Below are 20,779 nucleotides of genomic sequence, written 5' to 3'. Positions count from 1 at the left end.
ATTTAACGAGGAGTCGCAATGCTGCCTTACCCGCAGATCGACCCGGTGGCCTTGGCTATCGGTCCGCTGAAAATCCACTGGTACGGGTTGATGTACCTGATCGGCATCGGCGGTGCCTGGTTTCTGGCTTCCCGACGCCTGAACCGTTTCGATCCGACCTGGACCAAGGAGAAGCTCTCCGACCTGATCTTCTGGTTGTCGATGGGCGTTATCGTTGGCGGGCGCCTTGGGTATGTGCTGTTCTACGACCTCCCCGCGTACATCGCCAACCCGACGCTGATTTTCGAAGTGTGGAAGGGCGGCATGGCGTTCCATGGTGGGTTTATCGGCGTGATGATTGCTGCCTGGTGGTTCGGCCGTCGCAATGGCAAGTCGTTCTTCCAACTGATGGACTTCATCGCACCGATGGTGCCGATCGGCCTGGGCGCTGGGCGTATCGGTAACTTCATCAATGCCGAACTCTGGGGCAAACCGACCGACCTCCCATGGGCGATGGTGTTCCCGCCGTTCAGTGACCCGGCGCAATTGCCGCGCCACCCGTCGCAGCTCTACCAGTTCGCGTTGGAAGGCGTGGCACTGTTCCTTATCCTTTACCTTTTCTCGCGCAAGCCGCGCCCGACCATGGCCGTGTCCGGCATGTTCGCGTTGTTCTACGGGATCTTCCGATTCGTCGTCGAGTTCGTGCGCGTGCCGGATGCGCAATTGGGCTACCTGGCATTCGGTTGGGTGACCATGGGTCAAATCCTCAGCCTGCCGATGATTCTCGGCGGCCTGGGCTTGCTGTGGTGGGCGTACAATCGCCCGCAGCCTTTGAAGAACACCGCGCTTTAAATTCGAATGCCGAGGTTTCCAAGCCTCGGCTTCAACGATACGGGTACCAGAATGAAGCAATATCTCGAACTACTGAACGACGTCGTGAGCAATGGATTGACCAAGGGCGATCGCACCGGCACCGGCACCAAAGCCGTGTTCGCCCGTCAGTATCGGCATAACTTGGCCGACGGCTTCCCGCTGCTGACCACCAAGAAGCTTCACTTCAAAAGCATCGCCAACGAGCTGATCTGGATGTTGAGTGGCAACACTAACATCAAGTGGCTCAACGAAAACGGCGTAAAGATCTGGGACGAATGGGCCACCGAAGAAGGTGACCTGGGGCCGGTGTACGGCGAGCAGTGGACCGCCTGGCCGACCAAGGACGGCGGCACGATCAACCAGATCGACTACATGGTCCACACGCTCAAGACCAACCCGAACAGCCGCCGCATCCTGTTCCACGGCTGGAACGTTGAGTACCTGCCGGACGAGACCAAGAGTCCGCAGGAAAACGCGCGAAACGGCAAACAAGCCCTGCCGCCGTGCCACCTGCTGTACCAGGCATTCGTGCACCACGGTCACCTGTCGATGCAGTTGTATATCCGCAGTTCCGACGTATTCCTCGGCCTGCCGTACAACACCGCCGCGCTGGCATTGCTGACCCATATGCTGGCCCAGCAATGCGACCTGATCCCCCACGAGATCATCGTCACCACCGGCGACACTCACGCGTACAGCAACCATATGGAGCAGATCAAGACCCAGCTGGCGCGCACGCCGAAGAAACTGCCGGAACTGGTGATCAAGCGTAAGCCTGCGTCGATCTACGACTATAAGTTCGAAGACTTCGAGATCGTGGGGTACGACGCCGACCCGAGCATCAAGGCTGACGTCGCGATCTGAAGACTACCCCCGGTGTCACTGTGGGAGCCCGCTCCCACATTTGGATTGGGTTTCACCCCATTATCAGTCAGTGGCCGTGGCTTCTGCCCACATGCGAAGGCTCCGCCTCGCTGGCCAGTACACTCCCGCTGACCTCCAGCCGCTGCAAAATCCCGCACTGATCCCCGCCGCCACAGCGTTGGCGCAGGTCCAGCAACTGTTCCTGCAACGCCAACAACCCATCAATCCGCGCTTTCACGTGGTGGATATGCTCATCGATCAACGCGTTCACGTTTTCGCACTGGTCCTGGGGGCTGTCGCGTAGCCCAAGCAGGCTGCGGATTTCTTCCAGGGTCATGTCGAGGCTGCGGCAATTGCGGATAAAGATCAGCCGCTCGGTGTGTGCCTGTGTGTACACACGGTAGTTGGCCTCGGTGCGTGCCGGGGGCGGCAACAGGCGTTCCTTCTCGTAATAACGGATGGTTTCCACCGGGCAGTCGGTCAGTTTGGCCAGTTCGCCGATCTTCATTGCGGCAATCTCCAAATGGGTGCTTGACCCTATAGTGGCTACAGGGTCTTTACTTGGCAACAGGCACCTTTACGGACGCGACAGAATGAGCGATTCCATCCACACCCCGCATAAACATGACCACGACCACGACCATGGCCCGAAAAAACTCACGCCAGTGCATGACCATGGCCACGGCAGCTCGTGCTGCTCCGGCACACCCGCACCTGCGCGGGTGCAACTGAGCGAAGCACCCACCGCCGGCTCGCGCCTGAGCACTTTTCGCATCGAAGCCATGGACTGCCCCACCGAGCAGACGCTGATCCAGAACAAGCTGGGCAAGCTTGCCGGTGTGCAGCAGCTGGAATTCAACCTCATCAATCGCATCCTTGGCGTCACCCACGACCTACCAAGCACTGCGCCGATCATCGACGCGATCAAATCCATCGGCATGCAGGCTGATCCCATCGAGGAAGGCACTCCGGCCGCCGCGCCGCCCGCCAAGAAACCCTGGTGGCCGCTGGCGTTGTCCGGTGTGGGCGCGTTGGGCGCCGAAGTGCTGCACTTCACCGATGCCGCACCCACGTGGGTGATCGCGGTGGTGGCGCTGATCTCGATTCTCAGCGGCGGCTTCACCACCTATAAGAAAGGCTGGATTGCCCTGAAAAACCTCAACCTGAACATCAATGCCCTGATGAGCATCGCCGTGACCGGCGCGATCCTGATCGGCCAATGGCCGGAAGCGGCGATGGTGATGTTCCTGTTCACCGTGGCCGAGTTGATCGAAGCCAAATCCCTGGATCGTGCGCGCAATGCCATCAGTGGCTTGATGCAGATGACGCCCGAGCAGGCGACGGTGCAGCAAGCTGATGGGGCATGGGCTGAACAAGAGGTCAAAAGCATTGATCTGGGTGCAATCGTGCGGGTAAAGCCCGGCGAGCGCATCGGACTGGACGGTGAGGTCACCGCTGGCCAATCCACCATCGATCAGGCACCGATCACGGGTGAAAGCCTGCCGATTGAAAAGACCGTGGGCGACAAAGTCTTCGCCGGCACCATCAACCAGGCCGGTTCCCTGACGTACAAAGTCACCGCAGCGGCTAACAACTCTACCCTGGCGCGCATCATCCACGCGGTGGAACAGGCGCAAGGCGCACGGGCGCCGACCCAGCGTTTTGTCGACCGTTTCTCGAAGATCTACACCCCGGCCGTGTTCCTGTTCGCGCTGGGCGTAGCGGTGATTCCGCCGCTGTTCATGGCCGGCGTGTGGTTCGACTGGATCTACCGCGCCCTGGTCCTGCTGGTGGTTGCGTGCCCATGTGCCTTGGTGATTTCCACTCCGGTGACCATCGTCAGTGGCTTGGCGGCGGCGGCGCGCAAAGGCATCCTGATCAAGGGCGGCGTGTACCTGGAGGGGGGTTACAAGCTCGACTACCTGGCCCTCGACAAGACCGGCACCATCACCCACGGCAAGCCGGTGCAAACCGATTACCTGGCGCTCTTCCCCAACATCGAAGACAGCGCACCGGCCCTGGCCGCCAGTTTGGCCGGGCGTTCCGATCACCCGGTGTCGCTGGCGATTGCCAACGCGGCTGTGGATAAAGATCTGCCGATGCACGTTGTGGATAACTTCGAAGCCCTGGCCGGGCGCGGCGTGCGTGGCGATATCAACGGCGAAACCTACCACTTGGGCAACCATCGCCTGGTGGAAGACCTGGGCCTGTGCTCACCAGCGTTGGAAGACAAGCTCTTCGCCCTGGAAAAACAGGGCAAGTCCGTGGTGCTGCTGCTCGACAAGTCCGGCCCGTTGGCGCTGTTCGCCGTGGCCGACACGGTCAAGGACAGCAGCCGTGAAGCGATCCAGCAGTTGCATGACCTGGGCATTAAAACCCTGATGCTCACCGGCGACAACACCCACACCGCCCAGGCGATCGCTGCCCAGGTCGGCATCGACCAGGCCCAGGGCGACCTGTTGCCTACGGATAAGCTGCAAGCCATTGAAGCCCTGTATGGCCAAGGTTTCCGCGTGGGCATGGTCGGCGACGGTATCAACGATGCGCCAGCCCTGGCCCGTGCCGAGATCGGTTTTGCCATGGCTGCAGCCGGCACCGACACGGCCATCGAGACCGCCGATGTGGCGCTGATGGACGATGATTTGCGCAAGATTCCGGCATTCGTTCGTCTGTCGCGGCAAACGTCGAGTATCCTCAAGCAGAACATCGCCCTGGCGCTGGTGATCAAGGCGATCTTTCTCGCGGTCACCTTCCTGGGCATGGCCACCATGTGGATGGCGGTGTTTGCCGACATGGGCGTGAGCCTGCTGGTGGTATTCAATGGCCTGCGCCTGTTGCGCAAATAATTGAGGTGAGGGTGGTGTGCTGAGTGCCGAGTTGAAGGCTTTTTTCATGGTCGCGCGCCTGGGCAGTATTACCCAGTCGGCGAAAAAACTCGGCCTGAGCCAACCCACCGTCACCACCCAGATCCGCAACCTGGAAAGCCAATACGGCGTTGAGCTGTTCTACCGAGGTGGTCGCCGCCTCACCGTCAGCGACGAAGGCGCGCGCCTGCTGCCGATGGTCAAGGTGCTGTTGCAGCAGGAAGCGGACATCGAGTTTTTCCTGCGCAACAGTGGCCAGGTCCAGGGTGCGCTGAGGATCGCCGCGACGGCGCCGTATTACATCCTCGACTTGGTCAAGGCCTTTCGCGAACGCCTGCCGCAGGTGGAAGTGTCGGTAGAAATCGGCAACTCCCAGCAGGTGCTCGAAGCGCTGGACGATTACCGCGTTGATGTCGCTGCGTCGTCGCAGTTGCTGGAAGACCCGCGCTTGATTCGCCGCGTGCTGGGCACCGACCCTTTGGTGCTGGCGGTGCATCGCAATCATCCACTGGCCAAGCTCGATCATGTACCGCTCACTGCGTTGGCCGGGCATACCTTGTTGATGCGTGAAGTCGGCTCCACCACGCGGCGCCTGACCGAAGAAATGCTACAGGGCGCAAGCGTGAGTTACGGCCCGCTGTTGGAAATCGGCAGCCGGGAGTCGATTCGCGAGGCGGTGCTGCGCAATATTGGCATCAGCATCATTGCCCGCCAGGAAGTGCCGCATGATCCGCAGTTACGGGTGTTGACCATCGAGAATGCGCCGCAGATTCCGGAGTATTTGTACTGCCTCAAGGAGCGAAAAAGCGCGCGGTTGCCAGCGGCGTTTCTGGGGTTGGCGCAGGAAATGTCTCCGATTTAAGGTAGTTTGGTGGCCTTTGAATCGCCATCGCAGGCAAGCCAGCTCCCACAGTCGAATGTGTTCACAGATCAAAACTGTGGGAGCCGGGCTTGCCCGCGATGAGGTCAGCCCAGGCAGCCCATCTCCATCAGACCTACCCAAATCCACGAATACCACTATCACTGCCTTTTGCCTTCCTGCCACACCAGCGACGCATTGCCTGCCTAGCATGGGCTTCATCAGTTTGATGAGGTGCCTCCATGAACACAGCCCTGACCCAACCCGGCGCGCCAATGAAGGTGCGCGGTGTCCAGAAACGCTTTGGCGCTTTTACCGCGCTGGATAACGTTTCGCTGGACGTCGCCGCTGGCGAGCTGGTGTGCCTGCTGGGCCCGTCCGGCTGCGGCAAGACCACCTTGTTGCGTTGCATCGCTGGCCTGGAGCGCCAGGACAGCGGCGAACTTTACCTGGGCAGCCGCGATGTTTCCCTGCTGCCACCCCAGGCGCGGGACTACGGCATTCTGTTCCAGTCCTACGCGCTTTTTCCCAACCTGACTGTCGACGCGAATATCGGCTACGGCCTCGCCGGCAGCGGCCGCGATGAAGTGCGCAAGCGCGTCGGGCAGATGCTCGAACTGGTCGGCCTGGTCGGCAGCGAAAAGAAATACCCGGGCCAACTCTCCGGCGGCCAGCAGCAACGCGTTGCGCTCGCCCGGGCATTGGCGCCGTCGCCCTCATTGCTGCTGCTGGATGAACCGATGTCGGCCCTCGACGCCCGCGTGCGCGAACATCTGTGCACCGAGCTGCGCCAGCTGCAACGCCGCCTGGGCATCACCACGCTGATGGTCACCCACAACCAGGACGAAGCCATGCTGATGGCCGACCGCATCGCTGTGATGAACAACGGCAAGGTCGAGCAATACGCCACGCCCCAGGAGATCTATGACCGCCCGGCCACCCCGTTCGTGGCGGAGTTTGTCGGCCAGGGCAACTGGCTGCCGTTCAGTCGCAACAGTGCCAGCCACGCGCAGGTCGGCGGGATGAACCTACGCTTGGCCGACGATGCTGGCATCGCCAAGTCAGGCCGTCTGTTTTGCCGCCCGGAAGCGATCAGCGTGAACCCGCCGGTGCACGAAGAAAACCTGTTCCCGGCCAAGGTCCGCGAGATCACCTTTCTCGGCAACCGCTGCCGCATGAGCTTCGAGCTGGAGCAATTGCCCGGTCATCCACTGCTGGCCGAAGTGGCTCCGGAAGCCATGCCACGTCTGGGTGCTCAGGATATCTGGGTCGCCTTGCCGCCGCGCAGCCTGCAGGTGTTTGCCTGAGATGGCTGCTGTCATGACATTGCCTGAGCCGCGTCAGGTCTCCCGCGCCGAGCTGGGTGATCGTGTTTTTGTGGTCGGCGGCAAGTTGCTTTGGCTGTGCCTGCTGGGTGTTGCCGTACTGCTGCCATTGCTGGCGATCTTCTGGCGCGGTTTCAGCGGCGAAGCCGGGCAGGGCGGTGGGCTGGTGGCGGCGCGGGAACTGCTCACCAGTGACAACTTCCACTGGCTGCTGGGCAATAGCCTGAAAGTCTCCCTCAGCGTTGCGGCCATCGTCGTACCGCTGGCCTACCTGTTTGCCTACGCATTGCAGCGTACGTTGATTCCCGGCAAGGCGATCTGGCGCGGCATGTCACTGCTGCCGCTGATGGCGCCGTCGATGTTGCCGGGTATTGCGCTGGTGTATCTGTTCGGCAACCAAGGCATGTTGCGTGGGCTGCTTTCGGAGAATATCTACGGTTTCTGGGGCATTGTGCTGGGCGAGGTCATCTACACCTTCCCACATGCCTTGATGATTCTGCTATCGGCGCTGTCCCTGGCGGATGCACGGCTGTTTGATGCGGCCTCGAGCATGGGCGCGAGCCCGGCCCGGGCGTTCCGCAGCATTACTTGGCCAGCGACCCGTCAGGCGGTGTTCGCCGCGTTCTGTTTGGTGTTCACCTTGACCATCACCGATTTCGGCGTGCCGGTGGTGGTCGGCGGCGATTATCAGGTGCTGGCATTGGAGGCCTACAAGGCCGTGGTCGGCCAGCAACAGTTCGGCCGCGGTGCGCTGATCGGTATGGTGTTGCTGCTGCCGGCACTGTTCAGCTTTGGTGTGGATGCCTGGCTGCGCCGTCGTCATGGCGACTCCATGAGCGGTCGTGCCCACGTCCTCCAACCGGTGCCATCGCGCGTAAGAGAGGGCTGCTACCTGGCCATCGTGCTGCTGATCTGCGCCGTTTTGCTGCTGGTATTCGGCATGGCGGTGTATTCCTCGCTGGTGAAATTCTGGCCGTACAACCTGTCGCTTTCGCTCAATCACTACCAGTTCGAAGACACCGCCGGCGGCGGCTGGCTGGCCTATCGCAACAGCCTGACCATGGCGCTGTGCACCGCGTTGATCGGCAGCGTGCTGATCTTCACTGGCGCGTATTTGATGGAAAAGACCAAGGGCCAGAAGAGCCTGAACCTGGCGCTGCGCATGCTCAGCTTTGTGCCGATGGCGGTGCCTGGGCTGGTGTTGGGCTTGGGCTACGTGTTCTTTTTCAACCTTAACGGCAACCCGCTGCATGTGTTCTACGGGACCATGACCCTGCTGGTGGTGTGCACCATTGCTCACTATTTGACCACCGCGCAAATGACCGCGACCACGGCGTTGCGCCAGCTCGACGCCGAGTTCGAAGCCGCCGCGTTGTCGCTCAAGGCGCCGCTGTACCGCCATTACTTGAAAGTCACGGTGCCGATCTGCCTGCCGGCGCTGCTGGACATCGTGCGCTATCTGTTTGTGTCGGCGATGACCACCGTGTCCGCCGCGATCTTTCTCTACAGCCCCGACACCATCCTTGCCGCCGTTGCCGTTTTGAACATGGACGACGCCGGCAATGTGGGCGGTGCGGCGGCCATGTCGACCCTGATCCTGTTCACCTCGGCCGGCGTCTCGCTGCTGCTGGCGTGGGCCTCACGTGGCGCGTTGCGCCGCTCCCAAGCCTGGCGCCAGACCGCGCCCGGCCAATAAACATCCCTGAAGGAGGTGCTCCATGTTCAAGCCCCTGGCGCTGGTCGCTGCCGTACTGAGCGCATTCAGTCTGAATGCCTTCGCCAAGACCGAGCTGACGGTGTACACGGCCCTCGAAGCCGAGCAGTTGAAGACCTACAAAAAAGCCTTCGAGCAGGCCAACCCGGACATTGAAATCAAGTGGGTGCGTGATTCCACCGGGATCATCACCGCCAAGCTGTTGGCCGAGAAAGACCGCCCGCAAGCCGATGTGGTCTGGGGCCTGGCTGCGTCGAGCCTGGCGATCCTCGATCAGCAAGGCATGCTGGATAACTACGCGCCCAAGGACCTGGACAAGATCGGCAAAAACTACCGCGATGCCGCCAACCCTCCGGCCTGGGTCGGCATGGATGTGTGGGCCGCGACCCTCTGCTTCAACACCGTCGAGGCCGAGAAACAGGGCCTGACCAAGCCGGTCAGTTGGCAGGACCTGACCAAGCCTGAATACAAGGGCAAGATCGTCATGCCCAACCCGGCCTCGTCCGGCACTGGTTTTCTGGACGTGAGCGCCTGGTTGCAGACCTTCGGCGAGAAACAGGGTTGGCAGTACATGGACGACCTGCACCAGAACATCGGCCAGTACGTTCACTCCGGTTCCAAGCCGTGCAAGCTGGCGGCGTCGGGTGAGTTCCCGATCGGGATTTCTTTCGAATACCCGGCCGTACAACTGAAGCGCCAGGGTGCGCCGCTGGACATCATCCTCCCCAAGGAGGGCCTGGGCTGGGACATTGAAGCCACTGCCGTGCTCAAGGGCTCTGCTCACGCCGACGCGGCGAAAAAGCTCGCCGACTTCTCGGCCAGCCCCGCTGCCATGGACTTGTACAAGAACAACTTTGCGGTCCTTGCCCAGCCGGGTATTGCCAAGCCGCAGACTGAGTTGCCGGCCGATTACGAGCAGCGCCTGATCAAGAACGACTTTGCCTGGGCCTCGAAAAATCGCGACGGCATCCTGGCCGAATGGCGTAAGCGCTATGACGGCAAGTCGGAGAAGGTGGCGGGTCAGTAAATGCTCGGTTTGGGCTGATGGCCTCATCGCAGGCTTGCCTGCGATAGCGGTCTCGAATTCAGGACATCATTCAATGACACACCACCGCGACCTGCTGATCATCGGCGCCGGCATCCTCGGTCTGTCCCACGCTTATGCGGCCGCCAGGCGCGGCCTCAAGGTCAAGGTCTTCGAACGCAGCGCCACGCCGCTCGGCGCCTCGGTCCGCAACTTCGGCCAGGCCCTGGTCACCGGTCAACCACCTGGACCGATGCTCGACCTGGCGCGGGAGAGCCGCGACATCTGGGCCCATTGGGCCCAAGTCGCCGGGCTGCAGCTCAAGCGCAACGGTTCATACCTGTTCGCCCGCACCCAAGCCGAAGAGCATCTGCTGGAAGCCTTCTGCGCCGGACGCGCCCAAGAATACGGCTACAACGTCGAACTGCTGCAAGGCGCGGCAATCAACGATTTATACGGCGGCCAGTTCCGCCATCACCGCGCCGCGCTGCATGGCAAGGACGATCAGCAACTGTATTCCCGTGAAGCGATCCCGGCGCTGATCAATTACCTGGCGCAGGAACTGAACGTGGAGTTTTACTTCTCCACCCTGGTTCGCGACGTCGAACCGGGCCAGTTGAACAGCACGGCGGGGAGCTTTCGCGGTGAGCAGATCATCGTGTGCTCCGGCCACGACTACCAAACCTTGCTGGCCGAAGCGATGGCCCAACTCAACCCGAGTACCTGCCGCTTGCAAATGCTGCGCGCGCGGCCAGCCGTGAATCTGAACCTGCAACACGCGTTGCTCAGCGGCCTGAGTTGCGTGCACTACGGCGCATTCGCCGATCTGCCGGAAGCCGCGCCGGTGCAGGCGCAGATCCTGCGTGAGGCACCGCACCTGCATGAACACGGTATTCACCTGCTGATCAGCCCGACGCCCCATGGCGAGCTGATCATCGGCGACTCCCATGACTACGGCAGCGATGCATCGCCGTTCAATGCCGAGCAGGTCGATGACTGGATGATCGAACTGGCCGAACAGACCCTGGGTTGCAAGATCCAGGTGGTAGAACGGTGGCAGGGTGTGTACGGCTCGCGAGGCCCGGCGCCGTTCTCGTTCCTGCGCGCGGCGCGGGGCGTCAGCGCGGCGTTGATGCATACCGGCGTCGGCATGAGCGTGGGGCCAGCGATGGCTGAGCGAAATATCACTGCAGTGTGGGGCGCAGCGTGATGAGCCCGGAGCAGGCGATTGCCGAAGTGTTCGGCCTGTACGAGACACGCGGCATGGCGGATTACATCGGCGAGCCGGTGTCGCAGATCGAACATATGTCCCAGTCCGCGCAACTGGCCATGTCCGAAGGCTTTGATGACGAAGTGGTACTGGCGGCATTTTTCCGCGATATCGGGCATATCTGTGGCCTGGGCGGTGAAAACATGGGCGGTTATGGCGTGGTCAGCCATGAGCGTTTGGGGGCGGATTATCTGCGCCGTGCAGGGTTCAGCGAGCGTATGGCCAAGTTGGTGGAGTATCACGTGCAGGCCAAGCGTTACCTGACCTTCAGCCAGCCGGACTATTACGCCAGTTTGAGCGAAGCCAGCCGCCGAACGCTGGACTATCAGGGCGGTGTCATGAATGCGGAACAAGCCTGCGTTTTCGAGCAAGACCCGCTCTGTGCGGTGAGTCTGCGCATGCGCTATTGGGACGAACAGGCAAAGGAAATGCACGTGCCGATACTCGACCTTGACGTGCTCAGGGCCAAGGCGCGCAAGGTGCTGGCGGCTTAGGTCTCGTCGAGGCGCTGGGCCAGGGCTTCGACCTGTTCCTGGCGCTCGGCCTGGCTCAACCTGGCATGAGGGTTGAGGGACGACCATTGCGGGTGCGCGCGGGCCTTATGCAACGCGTCCGGCAGTTTTCCCTCGCGCCAGGTTTTGTCCTGGGGCGTGTCGACCTTGATGCTGTGCATCGCCGCATGGCCACGCAGGTTCAGGGCCTTGAGCAATTGGCGTTGGCGCAGGGCGAGCAGGCGCAGCACGGCGTCGTCGACGGTCAGCTCACGCTGGCCCTTGATCTTGCCCAGCAGGCGGCTGCCATAGCTGCGTGCGGTTTGCAGTGCACCACCAGCAATTGCACCGGCCAGTGCGGCGGCGCCTAGTGTTAACCCACCGACCAGTAAATCCACGCCTGCACCCGCCGCCGCGCCTGCGGCGATCCCGCCGCCGACGCGCACGCCGAGCTGCTTGAGGGTTTCCGGGTTGAACAGGTCATCGCCCCAGCGCCCATCCAGCAGCGGCAAGTCGCTGGCGGCGGCGTCCTGGGGGCGGAAGCCGAACAGCCTGAGCAACGCTTCCACGCATTTTTGCTCACGTTGACGCACGGCTTTGCGCAGATCACCGATGGCTTGCGGCTCATCTTCAGTCACCACGCTGCGTCGGCACGCCGCACAGTCGATCAGCAGCTCGGCGATCAATCGCGCGGCGCTTTGCTGGCGTGCCTGGCGTTGCGCCTGTTGATCAAGAATCAACCGCTCCAGTTGCGGCCGCGCACTTTCCATTAGCAGCGCGAGGCTTTCATACAGCCGCCGTTCGCCGTCTTCCGGTGGCGCGACGCTGTCGAAACGCACCAGCGCATGCAGGCCGAGGCGCGCCAGGGCGTCACGCCAGTCCGGCTCGCGGTGGTCGCTGCTGCTGACGAAGTTGAGTACCGGTAGCAATGGTTTTCCGCAACGGGCTAGCACTTGCAGTTCGTCGCGGTACTTGGCCAGGACCGGCTCGCGGGCGTCGATCACATACAGGCCCGCGTCAGACGCCAACAATTGGCGCAGCACCTTGGCTTCCTGTTCGAAACGCTGGCGGGCTTCGCTGCCTTCGAGAAACCGTGCCAGACGCGCCGGGCCGTCGAGGCGTTCACCGGGGCGATCCAGCCGCTCCAGGTAGTCGAGCAGTGCGATGGCATCTTCCAGGCCGGGCGTGTCGTACAGCTCCAGCAAGGCTTCGCCATTCACCGACAAGCGCGCCCCTTCGACATGCCGCGTGGTGCTGGGGCGATGGGAGACTTCGCCGAAGCCGACATCACGGGTCAGGGTGCGCAGCAGCGAGGTCTTGCCGACGTTGGTGTGGCCGACCACAGCGAGTTTCAGCGGTTTAGTCATGACCGGTCTCCAGCCAGTTCAGCGGCGCGCAGTCGGCGAAGGGCAGTTCAAGTTGTTGCAGTGCGGCGTGCCAGTCGCCCAGGCGCTCGGCGTCCAGCGCCTGGCCGGGCGGTGCTTGCAGCAGCCAGACGCGGGTGGCGGTGGCGCTGCGCGCGAGTTCGGCGATCAGCGCGAGGCTGCCACGGTCCGGCGAGCGGCGAGGGTCGCAAGCGATGGCCAGGCGTGCAGGAGGGAAGCGCGTGAGCTGCTCCAGCAGCTTGTTACGCGATTCGCGGCTGTCCAGAATGCCGGCGTTTTTCACGCTGACCGGCAGTTTGGGTGGCCACGGCTGTTGATCGTCCAGTTCGATGGCCACCAGCAGGGCGCCGTCGCTTTCCAGTTCGCTGACGCCGCCCGTGACGTGGTGCAGTTGTTCCGGCGCGGCATCGTTGACCCCCAGGCGCTCGCTGCTCGGCATCAGGCGTTCGCGCAGTTGGCTGTAGCCGGGCAGGTTGAGGTCCAGGCGCAGGGTGGCACGCCCGCGTTTCCAGCGCCACAGGCACAGCAGGGCGAGGACCAAGCGCGGCAGCAGGCCATACACCAGCAGCACGCCCACCAGCCAGGCGGCCCAGGCTTGGCGGGCGCTTTCGATATTCAGCGCAGCATCGCCGCTGGCGCGGATCATGTCGACGGTCGGTACGTTGAAGCCCAGCATAGCCGGCAAGGTGCCGAGGGCCTGGGTGACGGCGACGAAGGTGTCGGCGCCAAGAATGGTGGTTTCCCACACGAAGCCGTAACGGCGGGTGGCAAGTAGCGTAAGAAGAATCACCATGGCGCTGAGCAACGCCAACAACCACAGGCTGTTGACCAGCACACCGACGGCCCAGCGATTGAGTTTCTGGCGCTGCAGCAGCAGCAACAGCGCTGGCGCCAGCTGTGCCGCCTTGGCATCACGCGCGAGCTTTTCGCTGAGCCACAACCACAGGCGCCCAAGGCTGGCGCTGTGTTCGCCAGCAAACAGCAGGCCCAGGGCCCAACTGAGCAACAGGATGAGGTTCAAACCAAGCAGGCTGCCCAAGGCCCAGAACACATTCACCGGGGTCAGGCCGTTGCCCATGGCCGCCAAGGCCAGGCCGGCGCCACTGATCACGGCGACGATCGCGAGCAGCACCAACGCCAGACGCGCACCTTGCAGCCAGCGCGTGAGAGCGGCGGTCAGGCCATCACGCTCGGCCAGGTGCAGGGCGCGCTGTTGGATGCGCGTCGGCAAGTCGCCACCTGCCGTGCGGGCCAAGCGGTTGGCTTCCAGGTCTTCCAGGTTGCCTGCGTGTTCTTCGCGCAGGCGCACGGTTTCTGTCAGCCAGAGTGTGTGCAGGGGAGTCAGTGCAGTCACGCGCCTTCCTGTTGAGCAAGTGAACGTGGAGCATAACCGCTGGCCTGCGCCTCTGGTATTCTCATCGCCATGAAAAAAACTCTCCCTTTAAGCCTGATCGCAGCCCTCGGTGAAAACCGCGTGATCGGCGTCGACAACAGCATGCCCTGGCATTTGCCGGGGGATTTCAAATATTTCAAGGCCACCACCTTGGGCAAGCCGATCATCATGGGGCGCAAGACCTGGGACTCCCTGGGCCGACCGTTGCCGGGGCGCTTGAACCTGGTGGTTAGCCGTCAGACCGATCTGGTGCTTGAAGGTGCGGAAGTTTTTCCGTCACTGGAGGCTGCGGTGGAGCGCGCTGAGGCGTGGGCGCTGGCGCAGGGCGTGGATGAACTGATGCTGATCGGCGGTGCGCAGTTGTATGCGCAGGGGCTGGAGCAGGCGGATCGTCTTTATCTGACGCGGGTGGCGTTGAGCCCGGAAGGGGATGCTTGGTTTCCGGCGTTTGATGCGGGTAAGTGGAAGCTGGTGTCGAATGTTGTGAACCCGGCTGAAGGGGACAAGCCGGCGTACAGCTTTGAGGTTTGGGAAAAGGCCTGCCAAGCATGGGAAACAGACGAAGTAAATTAGGCCTGCACTCACTCCGCATGCTCATCAGCATCCAGCAAGGTTTTATCCGTCTGCCCCATGATCTGGCTGAATCGCCCCAGCCATCATCGAACCATTCAGATTCAACTTCGTGCGGCCCATGTCGATCAGCGGCTCCATAGAAGTCCGTGGTTTCCGGCGTTTGATATGAACCAGTGGATGTCGGTGTCGAATGCCGAGAGTGCGGCGCAAGGGGTAAGCCCACGTACAACTTCGAAGTATGGGAGCGCGGTTAAGATCATCTGCACGTGGAGCGGGGGAACGATAAAAAACGCGCTTGGCGTGGAGTCAGGCGTGGTTAATCGCGGCCCATCTCAACCAACGTGAACGCTAAACCACATACTGATTTATCTGGTAAATACTGGACAGCGACCCTCGCGTTCGAGTGAAACTCCAAACTGAGACGAAAGGAATCCCATCCTCCTGTAGCCCCAATCGGCAACGGTAACTTCACTGGCCCTTTGGACTCGTTTGGCTTTCCAAGTGTGTTTTGAATACTCTCTTGATTCATCGAGAGGGCGAAGGGTGCAGGTAGCTTACCCACGTACTTTGGCTCTCCCTCCGCCAGTGCTATCAGGCAAAAAACGATTCGCTCTAATCGCATGGTTTCAGCCCAAAACCAAAGCTCAATGCCTGGCTCTGGCTTATCGATGAAATGGGTGTTCTGGCTATTTGAAAATAGCGGTTTTATCGATCCGGCACGAAGTAAGCCCTCGACAAGAAACTCGTCGTAAGTGCGACCCAAACCTCTTACCAAACGATTAATTTTCTCGACATCCATCCTAGTACCACCCTTGATTCTCGTTGATCTTATGCATTTGGGTACGCGCCGTCTCAAGATCAGACTCGGCGAAGCCGTGATCTAGAAGATATGGCTTGATAGCATTGAAATTGCTGTCTACCGCGTGACGGAGATCGTCAGCATCTAACGCCTGTTTTTCCTCCGAATTTCTCCAGCCGTAGGTCTCACTAAACTTCTGATGGATATAAGACGGAATCGCAATGCTTGCAGCGTTGTTTAATGCATCCTTAAGCTGCCTCTCTGTGAAGCTTATTGCATAGCGTTCGAGATGACGTCTTATCGCCGCCTGTGAGGGCATGTGATCCACATGTAGCCCGTTGCGCAGTCGTCCATTGAACGCACCATAAATATCAACCTCCAAGGGCTTGACCGCAGGCTTGGCAAACACCAAATACAGCGGCGGTACACCCGAATCAACGGGAAACGAAATGATCGTATCCTGCCAGGTAACATCCTCAGCTTCCCGGCCCGGATAGTGGCTGATTGCCGAATCTTGCCCCACTGCAACCGGATGAACGAACAAATTATCCAGGCGTTCCGGTGTGCCGGGATACGGGCTCGGCACACTCACCACCGGCCCATGATTCGGCGTCCAAGTGATGCTGATGCCATCGAGCACCGCCACCATCGCGCTTTTGTCAGCATTCCATCTGGCTTGTGTGACAGGCACACGATCTGCGCCACTTCCAGGCCTGGTATGGATGCCGTAAACCCGCAGTTCACCGGATTCATCCTGGCGAAACTGGAAACGCACCCGTGTACTGGCCGAACGCATCCCCTCCAACTGCTCCGGGGTGTACAGCGTTGAATCACCGATATCCCGAGGCCAGAATGCCAGCAGCACGAGGTTGAGGGCGGAACTGGCTCCGGCCAACCCTCGTACAGCCCATGCACCGAGGTCGCTGCCGAGTGTGCCTGCTGCCCTGCCGACAGCGCCCGTCGTACCGGTTGAGGCCATAACGGCCGTGGTGCCGAAGTTCCTGGCGTTTTCCGGGCCGGTTCCCGCAGCCGTAGAACCGGCCGGCACCGAGACGCATGATTTGGCGAACACGCACGCGTCAGCGGCACGATTCACCGCGCCGGGGACGGAGAAGTTGGCAACAGGCGGGTTAGGTGTGTTTGGCCCTGTCCAAGTGAAGGTGTCACGCTGGGGCTGTGTTTCGAACACCTGAGACTTGAAGCGCTGGCAGGCGATCAGCTCAGGGGGGGGATCGCATTTACATATACACAGGTCCCCCTCAAGCGCAGCTTGCTTGCCGCCCCACTCTTCGTGCAGATGAGGGCCGACGAGCGCTATGAAGCCTTCAGTGCCGCATGCCGGACAAGCGACGCGGTCACCTTCTCTGGCGATCATTTGTCCGTTGAAGCTGGTGCGCGCCAAACCGCTGATCACTTCGCCGCCTGCCGTGGTCTTCGCGCCAGTGGTGATGTTGTAGCGCTTCACATCTGGCTTTCCACACGATATCCAGGCTGTAGAAGGCCTGGGATGCCATCGTCGTCCGCGTACTCCACTATCTGAGCCAGGTCTTGCAAGCTGCTCGTCACAATGTCGCCGTTGTCGGTAGCACTGCCGACAATTGCGATTGGCAGGCCTTTGTAGGTTGCTGCGAAACCTGCTCCCGAAACAATTTCGCTCTCTTTGCCATCGGGGTAGCGCACTCGGTCGCCGACGCATGCGATGCACAGGTCATGAATCTCGAGGCTGGTGCTTGCTGTAACGATTTCGCCTCCCATGCGCGTTTTGGAGCCAAGTGTCGCGTAGTCATAAGTGGCTTTGATTGGGCGAGTGGATTGTTGAATTTCAGTATCGGTGTCCTTCATATCACTTCCTTTTTTTAGGGCGCGCGCGGGCTCAAACACTGTCGTGGTGTTGAGTTGTGCATAGGGATCGCGCCGCTGTGGCACGCAGGAAGATGTTGCTGGCTGATGGAGAACCAGACAACTGACCGTTCGACTAGGTATTGGTAAAAACGGAAACGTCCGACAAGTCTTTGAGGTTGCCCCTAGGAAGCCGGCTCCCTAGTCTCCGTACACCGCTGCAAACGTAGCGGTCGGGCGTCGCGGCCCGGATCGATTAAGCATTGCCTCCTTTCAGTTGACGCTTTTTTATCGTCTACTGTGCAGCGCTATGGTGGCTGTGCGCGGGATACCCTAGGGTATGCCGGTTCCTTAATCGCCGGTCCGCGAACCTGCGTACAGCTACCACCTTCCATCGCGTCGCGGCGATCAGTGGCAGCTCCACTTATGATTAAGGGACTTCACAATGATCAAACCAACCCCAAATCCCCCACTCGATTCCCCATCCAATGACGCCCCTGTCGTCCTGTTGCGCGTAAAAGACGGTATCCCCACCGAAGATTTACTGGTCAACCTCACCGAAACGCTGGCGTCAGCCCACGCGCTGACCTGCAACGTTGCCTTTGAGCTGAACAGTTCGCGGCGCGAAGGTGCGCTGGGTGTTGCGCAGTTGATTGAAGTGGCGCAGTTGCTGGCTGAGCGGGTGCTGGAGGGCATCGTGCCGTCGCCCGAGACAGAGCAGGGCTAGGAGCAGCTACTAGCTTTAAGCTACAAGCTGCAAGTAGAAGCGCGGCGCTCTTTCTTGCAGCTTGAGGCTTATAACTTGCAGCTCAACTGACCAGTTGCCCATGCTCATCGGCATCCAGCAGCGCTTGATCCGTCTGCCCCATGATCTGGCTGGTAATCGCCCCCGCCGTCATCGAACCGTTCACGTTCAACGCCGTGCGGCCCATGTCGATCAGCGGCTCCACGGAAATCAGCAGCGCCACCAGTGATACCGGCAAACCCATGGCCGGCAGTACGATCAGCGCGGCAAAGGTCGCCCCGCCGCCCACGCCTGCAACACCTGCCGAACTTAAGGTCACAATCGCCACCAGCGTCGCTATCCACAGCGGGTCCAGCGGGTTGATGCCCACGGTTGGGGCGACCATCACGGCCAACATGGCAGGGTAAAGCCCCGCGCAACCGTTCTGGCCAATAGTCGCGCCAAACGAGGCCGCGAATCCGGCGATGGATTGCGGAATGCCCAGGCGACGGGTCTGCGCTTCAATGCTCAACGGGATCGACGCCGCGCTGGAGCGGCTGGTGAAGGCAAACGTCAGCACCGGCCAGACTTTGCGGAAGAAACGCAGCGGATTGATCCCTGCCAGGGACAGCAGCACGCCGTGCACCACGAACATCAGGCCCAGGGCCAGGTACGACACCACCACAAAACTACCGAGCTTGATGATGTCTTGAAGGTTGGAGCCGGCGACCACTTTGGTCATCAGCGCCAATACGCCGTAGGGCGTCAGCTTCATGACCAGGCGCACCAGGCGCATCACCCAGGCTTGCAGGGTGTCGATGGCGTTGAGTACTTTCTGGCCTTTTTCCACGTCATCCTTGAGCAACTGCAGCGCGGCAACCCCCAGGAAGGCAGCGAAAATCACCACGCTGATAATCGACGTTGGCTTGGCGCGCGCTAGGTCAGCGAACGGGTTGGCCGGCACGAATGACAACAACAGTTGCGGGATATTCAGGTCGGCGACCTTGCCGGCGTAATCGCTCTGGATCACTTGCAGGCGCGCCATTTCCTGGGTGCCGGCCACCAGGCCTTCGGCGCTAAGGCCGAACAGGTTGGTGAGGCCAATACCAATCAGCGCGGCAATTGCGGTGGTGAACAGCAGCGTGCCAATGGTCAGGAAGCTGATCTTTCCCAGGGACGAGGCATTGTGCAGGCGCGCCACGGCGCTGAGGATCGAGGCGAACACCAGCGGGATCACGATCATTTGCAGCAGTTGCACGTAGCCGTTGCCGACCAGGTCGAACCAGCCGATGGAGGTTCTGAGCACCGGGTTGCCGGCGCCATAAATGCTGTGCAGCGCGACACCGAACGCCACGCCTAACACCAGGGCAAGCAACACCTTCTTGGCGAGGCTCCAGTGTGTACGACGGGTTTGTGCCAGGCCCAGCAACAGGGCCACGAACACCAGTAAGTTGAGAATCAGGGGCAGATTCATTAGAGCTCCGTTGAGAAGGCAGCCAATCGCGTGAGCCTGCGATTGCGAACCGGGAAGCCTAACAGCTTGAAATATATTGATTTAATACCGATATGGAATGGCCGGTGTCGTTTTTGGAATAAGCATTTGCCACTCAGGCGCAAAAGTGTGACGGAATCAGGACGCGCACGGTCGTGCTCGAAGTGGGAACTGTCACAGGGATTTGTTAGTGTCGATGTCTTTCACTCAGGGAGACAACGCCTATGAAGTTCGTGCCGAAATTACTCGCCGCCGCATTTTGCCTCGGACTCGTCAGCCAGGCGTTCGCCGCCACCGAGCTGAAGCACTGGCCAGCTCCGGCGGCCAAGCAACTGAATGAAATGATCGCCGCCAACGCCAACAAGGGTAATTTCGCGGTGTTCGACATGGACAACACCAGTTATCGCTACGACCTCGAAGAGTCCCTGCTGCCCTACATGGAAAACAAGGGTCTGATCACCCGTGACAGCCTTGATCCATCGCTCAAACTGATGCCGTTCAAAGACACCGCCGACCATAAGGAAAGCCTGTTCAGTTACTACTATCGCCTTTGCGAAGTGGACGACATGGTCTGCTACCCGTGGGTCGCCCAGGTGTTCTCGGGTTTTACCCTCAAGGAGCTCAAGGTGCAGGTCGATGAGCTGATGGCCTCCGGCAAGCCCGTACCCGTCAGCTATTTTGAAGGCGACGTGGTGAAAAAGTCCGAAGTGCAACCGCCGAAAATCTTCACCGGCCAGGCCGAGCTGTACAACAAGCTGATGGAGAACGGCATCGCGGTGTATGTGATGACCGCCGCTTCGGAAGAGCTGGTGCGCATGGTTGCCGCCGATCCGAAGTACGGCTACAACGTCAAACCCGAGAACGTCATCGGCGTGACCACCCTGCTCAAGGACCGCAAGACCGGCGAGCTGACCACTGCGCGCAAACAGATCAGCGCCGGTAAATATGACGAGAAGGCCAACCTCGACCTGGAACTGACCCCCTACCTGTGGACCCCGGCCACCTGGATGGCCGGTAAGCATGCGGCCATTCTTACCTACATCGACGAGTGGAAAAAACCAGTGCTGGTGGGCGGCGACACCCCGACCAGCGATGGCTACATGCTGTTCCACGATGTGGACGTGGCCAAGGGGGGGATTCACTTGTGGATCAACCGCAAGGACAAGTACATGACCCAGCTGAACGGCATGATGGCCAAGCATGCGGCGGCGCAGGCCAAGGAAGGGTTGCCGGTGACGGCGGACAAGAACTGGGTGATTGTGAAGCCTGAAGAGATTCAGTAAGACCGAGTTGCCTGCCTTCGCGAGCAGG

Annotated in this window: 19 protein-coding genes; 12 read left to right on the top strand and 7 right to left on the bottom strand. The window is 60.8% G+C overall.

What is annotated here, in order from left to right:
• Positions 1–18 precede the first annotated feature (18 nt).
• Together lgt and AACY36_RS03780 are read left to right on the top strand one after the other, a co-directional pair.
• On the top strand, positions 19–831 hold the full coding sequence (lgt, locus tag AACY36_RS03785; RefSeq protein ID WP_339415222.1) for a prolipoprotein diacylglyceryl transferase: 813 nt from the start codon (positions 19–21) through the stop codon (positions 829–831).
• A gap of 51 nt (positions 832–882) precedes the next feature.
• Positions 883–1,716: a thymidylate synthase gene (locus AACY36_RS03780; protein ID WP_339427633.1), complete on the top strand. Its 834-nt coding sequence runs from the start codon at positions 883–885 to the stop codon at positions 1,714–1,716.
• Positions 1,717–1,783: 67 nt separating this feature from the next.
• On the opposite strand, the gene cadR is transcribed toward AACY36_RS03780, so the two are convergent.
• Entirely contained in the window at positions 1,784–2,224 is a 441-nt protein-coding gene (gene cadR, locus AACY36_RS03775; protein ID WP_339427634.1) for a Cd(II)/Pb(II)-responsive transcriptional regulator, read from the bottom strand.
• Between the two features lie 85 nt (positions 2,225–2,309).
• Here cadR and AACY36_RS03770 point away from each other — a divergent pair, with 85 nt between their 5' ends.
• The 7 genes from AACY36_RS03770 (at position 2,310) to AACY36_RS03740 (ending at position 11,266) form a co-directional block, all read left to right on the top strand.
• Positions 2,310–4,562, top strand: a complete 2,253-nt coding sequence (locus AACY36_RS03770) for a heavy metal translocating P-type ATPase (protein ID WP_339496767.1) — start codon at positions 2,310–2,312, stop codon at positions 4,560–4,562.
• 16 nt (positions 4,563–4,578) lie between these two features.
• The gene (locus AACY36_RS03765; RefSeq protein ID WP_339496765.1) at positions 4,579–5,442 is read left to right on the top strand and encodes a LysR family transcriptional regulator; all 864 of its coding nucleotides are present in this window, start codon (positions 4,579–4,581) and stop codon (positions 5,440–5,442) included.
• Positions 5,443–5,681: 239 nt separating this feature from the next.
• On the top strand, positions 5,682–6,746 hold the full coding sequence (locus AACY36_RS03760) for a putative 2-aminoethylphosphonate ABC transporter ATP-binding protein (RefSeq protein WP_339415227.1): 1,065 nt from the start codon (positions 5,682–5,684) through the stop codon (positions 6,744–6,746).
• A 1-nt stretch (position 6,747) separates the two neighbouring features.
• On the top strand, positions 6,748–8,460 hold the full coding sequence (locus tag AACY36_RS03755; protein WP_339415228.1) for a putative 2-aminoethylphosphonate ABC transporter permease subunit: 1,713 nt from the start codon (positions 6,748–6,750) through the stop codon (positions 8,458–8,460).
• A gap of 22 nt (positions 8,461–8,482) precedes the next feature.
• Positions 8,483–9,505: a putative 2-aminoethylphosphonate ABC transporter substrate-binding protein gene (locus tag AACY36_RS03750; RefSeq protein ID WP_339496764.1), complete on the top strand. Its 1,023-nt coding sequence runs from the start codon at positions 8,483–8,485 to the stop codon at positions 9,503–9,505.
• 73 nt (positions 9,506–9,578) lie between these two features.
• A complete protein-coding gene (locus AACY36_RS03745; RefSeq protein WP_339427636.1) occupies positions 9,579–10,712 on the top strand; it encodes a TIGR03364 family FAD-dependent oxidoreductase in 1,134 nt (377 codons plus the stop codon).
• Positions 10,712–11,266, top strand: a complete 555-nt coding sequence (locus AACY36_RS03740; protein ID WP_339496763.1) for a phosphohydrolase — start codon at positions 10,712–10,714, stop codon at positions 11,264–11,266. Before AACY36_RS03745 ends, AACY36_RS03740 begins: the two co-directional genes overlap by 1 nt.
• On the opposite strand, the gene AACY36_RS03735 is transcribed toward AACY36_RS03740, so the two are convergent.
• Together AACY36_RS03735 and AACY36_RS03730 are read right to left on the bottom strand one after the other, a co-directional pair.
• Entirely contained in the window at positions 11,263–12,630 is a 1,368-nt protein-coding gene (locus AACY36_RS03735; protein WP_339415232.1) for a DUF3482 domain-containing protein, read from the bottom strand. The two genes, AACY36_RS03740 and AACY36_RS03735, sit on opposite strands and share 4 nt — an antisense overlap.
• Positions 12,623–14,002 (bottom strand): DUF2868 domain-containing protein, encoded by a 1,380-nt coding sequence (locus AACY36_RS03730; RefSeq protein ID WP_339415233.1) that lies wholly within the window; start codon positions 14,000–14,002, stop codon positions 12,623–12,625. Before AACY36_RS03730 ends, AACY36_RS03735 begins: the two co-directional genes overlap by 8 nt.
• A 69-nt stretch (positions 14,003–14,071) precedes the next feature.
• Between AACY36_RS03730 and AACY36_RS03725 the strand changes: the two genes are divergently transcribed.
• Positions 14,072–14,614, top strand: coding sequence for a dihydrofolate reductase (locus AACY36_RS03725; RefSeq protein WP_339427638.1), 543 nt, complete (start codon positions 14,072–14,074; stop codon positions 14,612–14,614).
• A 316-nt stretch (positions 14,615–14,930) separates the two neighbouring features.
• On the opposite strand, the gene AACY36_RS03720 is transcribed toward AACY36_RS03725, so the two are convergent.
• Genes AACY36_RS03720 through AACY36_RS03710 form a run of 3 tightly spaced genes read right to left on the bottom strand, consistent with a single transcriptional unit; the run spans position 14,931 to position 17,255 of the window.
• The gene (locus tag AACY36_RS03720; RefSeq protein ID WP_339427639.1) at positions 14,931–15,413 is read right to left on the bottom strand and encodes a DUF6392 family protein; all 483 of its coding nucleotides are present in this window, start codon (positions 15,411–15,413) and stop codon (positions 14,931–14,933) included.
• Position 15,414: 1 nt separating this feature from the next.
• Entirely contained in the window at positions 15,415–16,878 is a 1,464-nt protein-coding gene (locus tag AACY36_RS03715) for an S-type pyocin domain-containing protein (protein ID WP_339427640.1), read from the bottom strand.
• On the bottom strand, positions 16,875–17,255 hold the full coding sequence (locus AACY36_RS03710; RefSeq protein WP_339427641.1) for a PAAR domain-containing protein: 381 nt from the start codon (positions 17,253–17,255) through the stop codon (positions 16,875–16,877). The genes AACY36_RS03715 and AACY36_RS03710 overlap by 4 nt, the downstream gene beginning before the upstream one ends.
• Positions 17,256–17,697: 442 nt before the next feature.
• On the opposite strand from AACY36_RS03710, the gene AACY36_RS03705 reads away from it, so the two are divergent.
• Positions 17,698–17,979, top strand: a complete 282-nt coding sequence (locus AACY36_RS03705; RefSeq protein WP_339427642.1) for a DUF6124 family protein — start codon at positions 17,698–17,700, stop codon at positions 17,977–17,979.
• A gap of 82 nt (positions 17,980–18,061) precedes the next feature.
• Here the strand turns inward: AACY36_RS03705 and AACY36_RS03700 are convergent, their stop codons facing one another.
• Positions 18,062–19,450 (bottom strand): L-cystine transporter, encoded by a 1,389-nt coding sequence (locus tag AACY36_RS03700; protein WP_339427643.1) that lies wholly within the window; start codon positions 19,448–19,450, stop codon positions 18,062–18,064.
• A gap of 242 nt (positions 19,451–19,692) precedes the next feature.
• On the opposite strand from AACY36_RS03700, the gene AACY36_RS03695 reads away from it, so the two are divergent.
• Positions 19,693–20,751 carry a haloacid dehalogenase-like hydrolase gene (locus tag AACY36_RS03695; protein ID WP_339415236.1) on the top strand — a complete coding sequence of 353 codons (1,059 nt, stop codon included), beginning with the start codon at positions 19,693–19,695 and terminating at the stop codon, positions 20,749–20,751.
• The last annotated feature ends 28 nt before the right edge of the window (positions 20,752–20,779 follow it).

It is taken from the genome of Pseudomonas sp. EA_15y_Pfl1_P101, from assembly GCF_963970835.1.
Taxonomy (GTDB): Bacteria; Pseudomonadota; Gammaproteobacteria; order Pseudomonadales; family Pseudomonadaceae; genus Aquipseudomonas; species Aquipseudomonas tritici.
The sequence above is the reverse complement of the archived record's forward strand: the minus strand, read 5'-3'. Positions and strand labels throughout refer to the sequence as shown.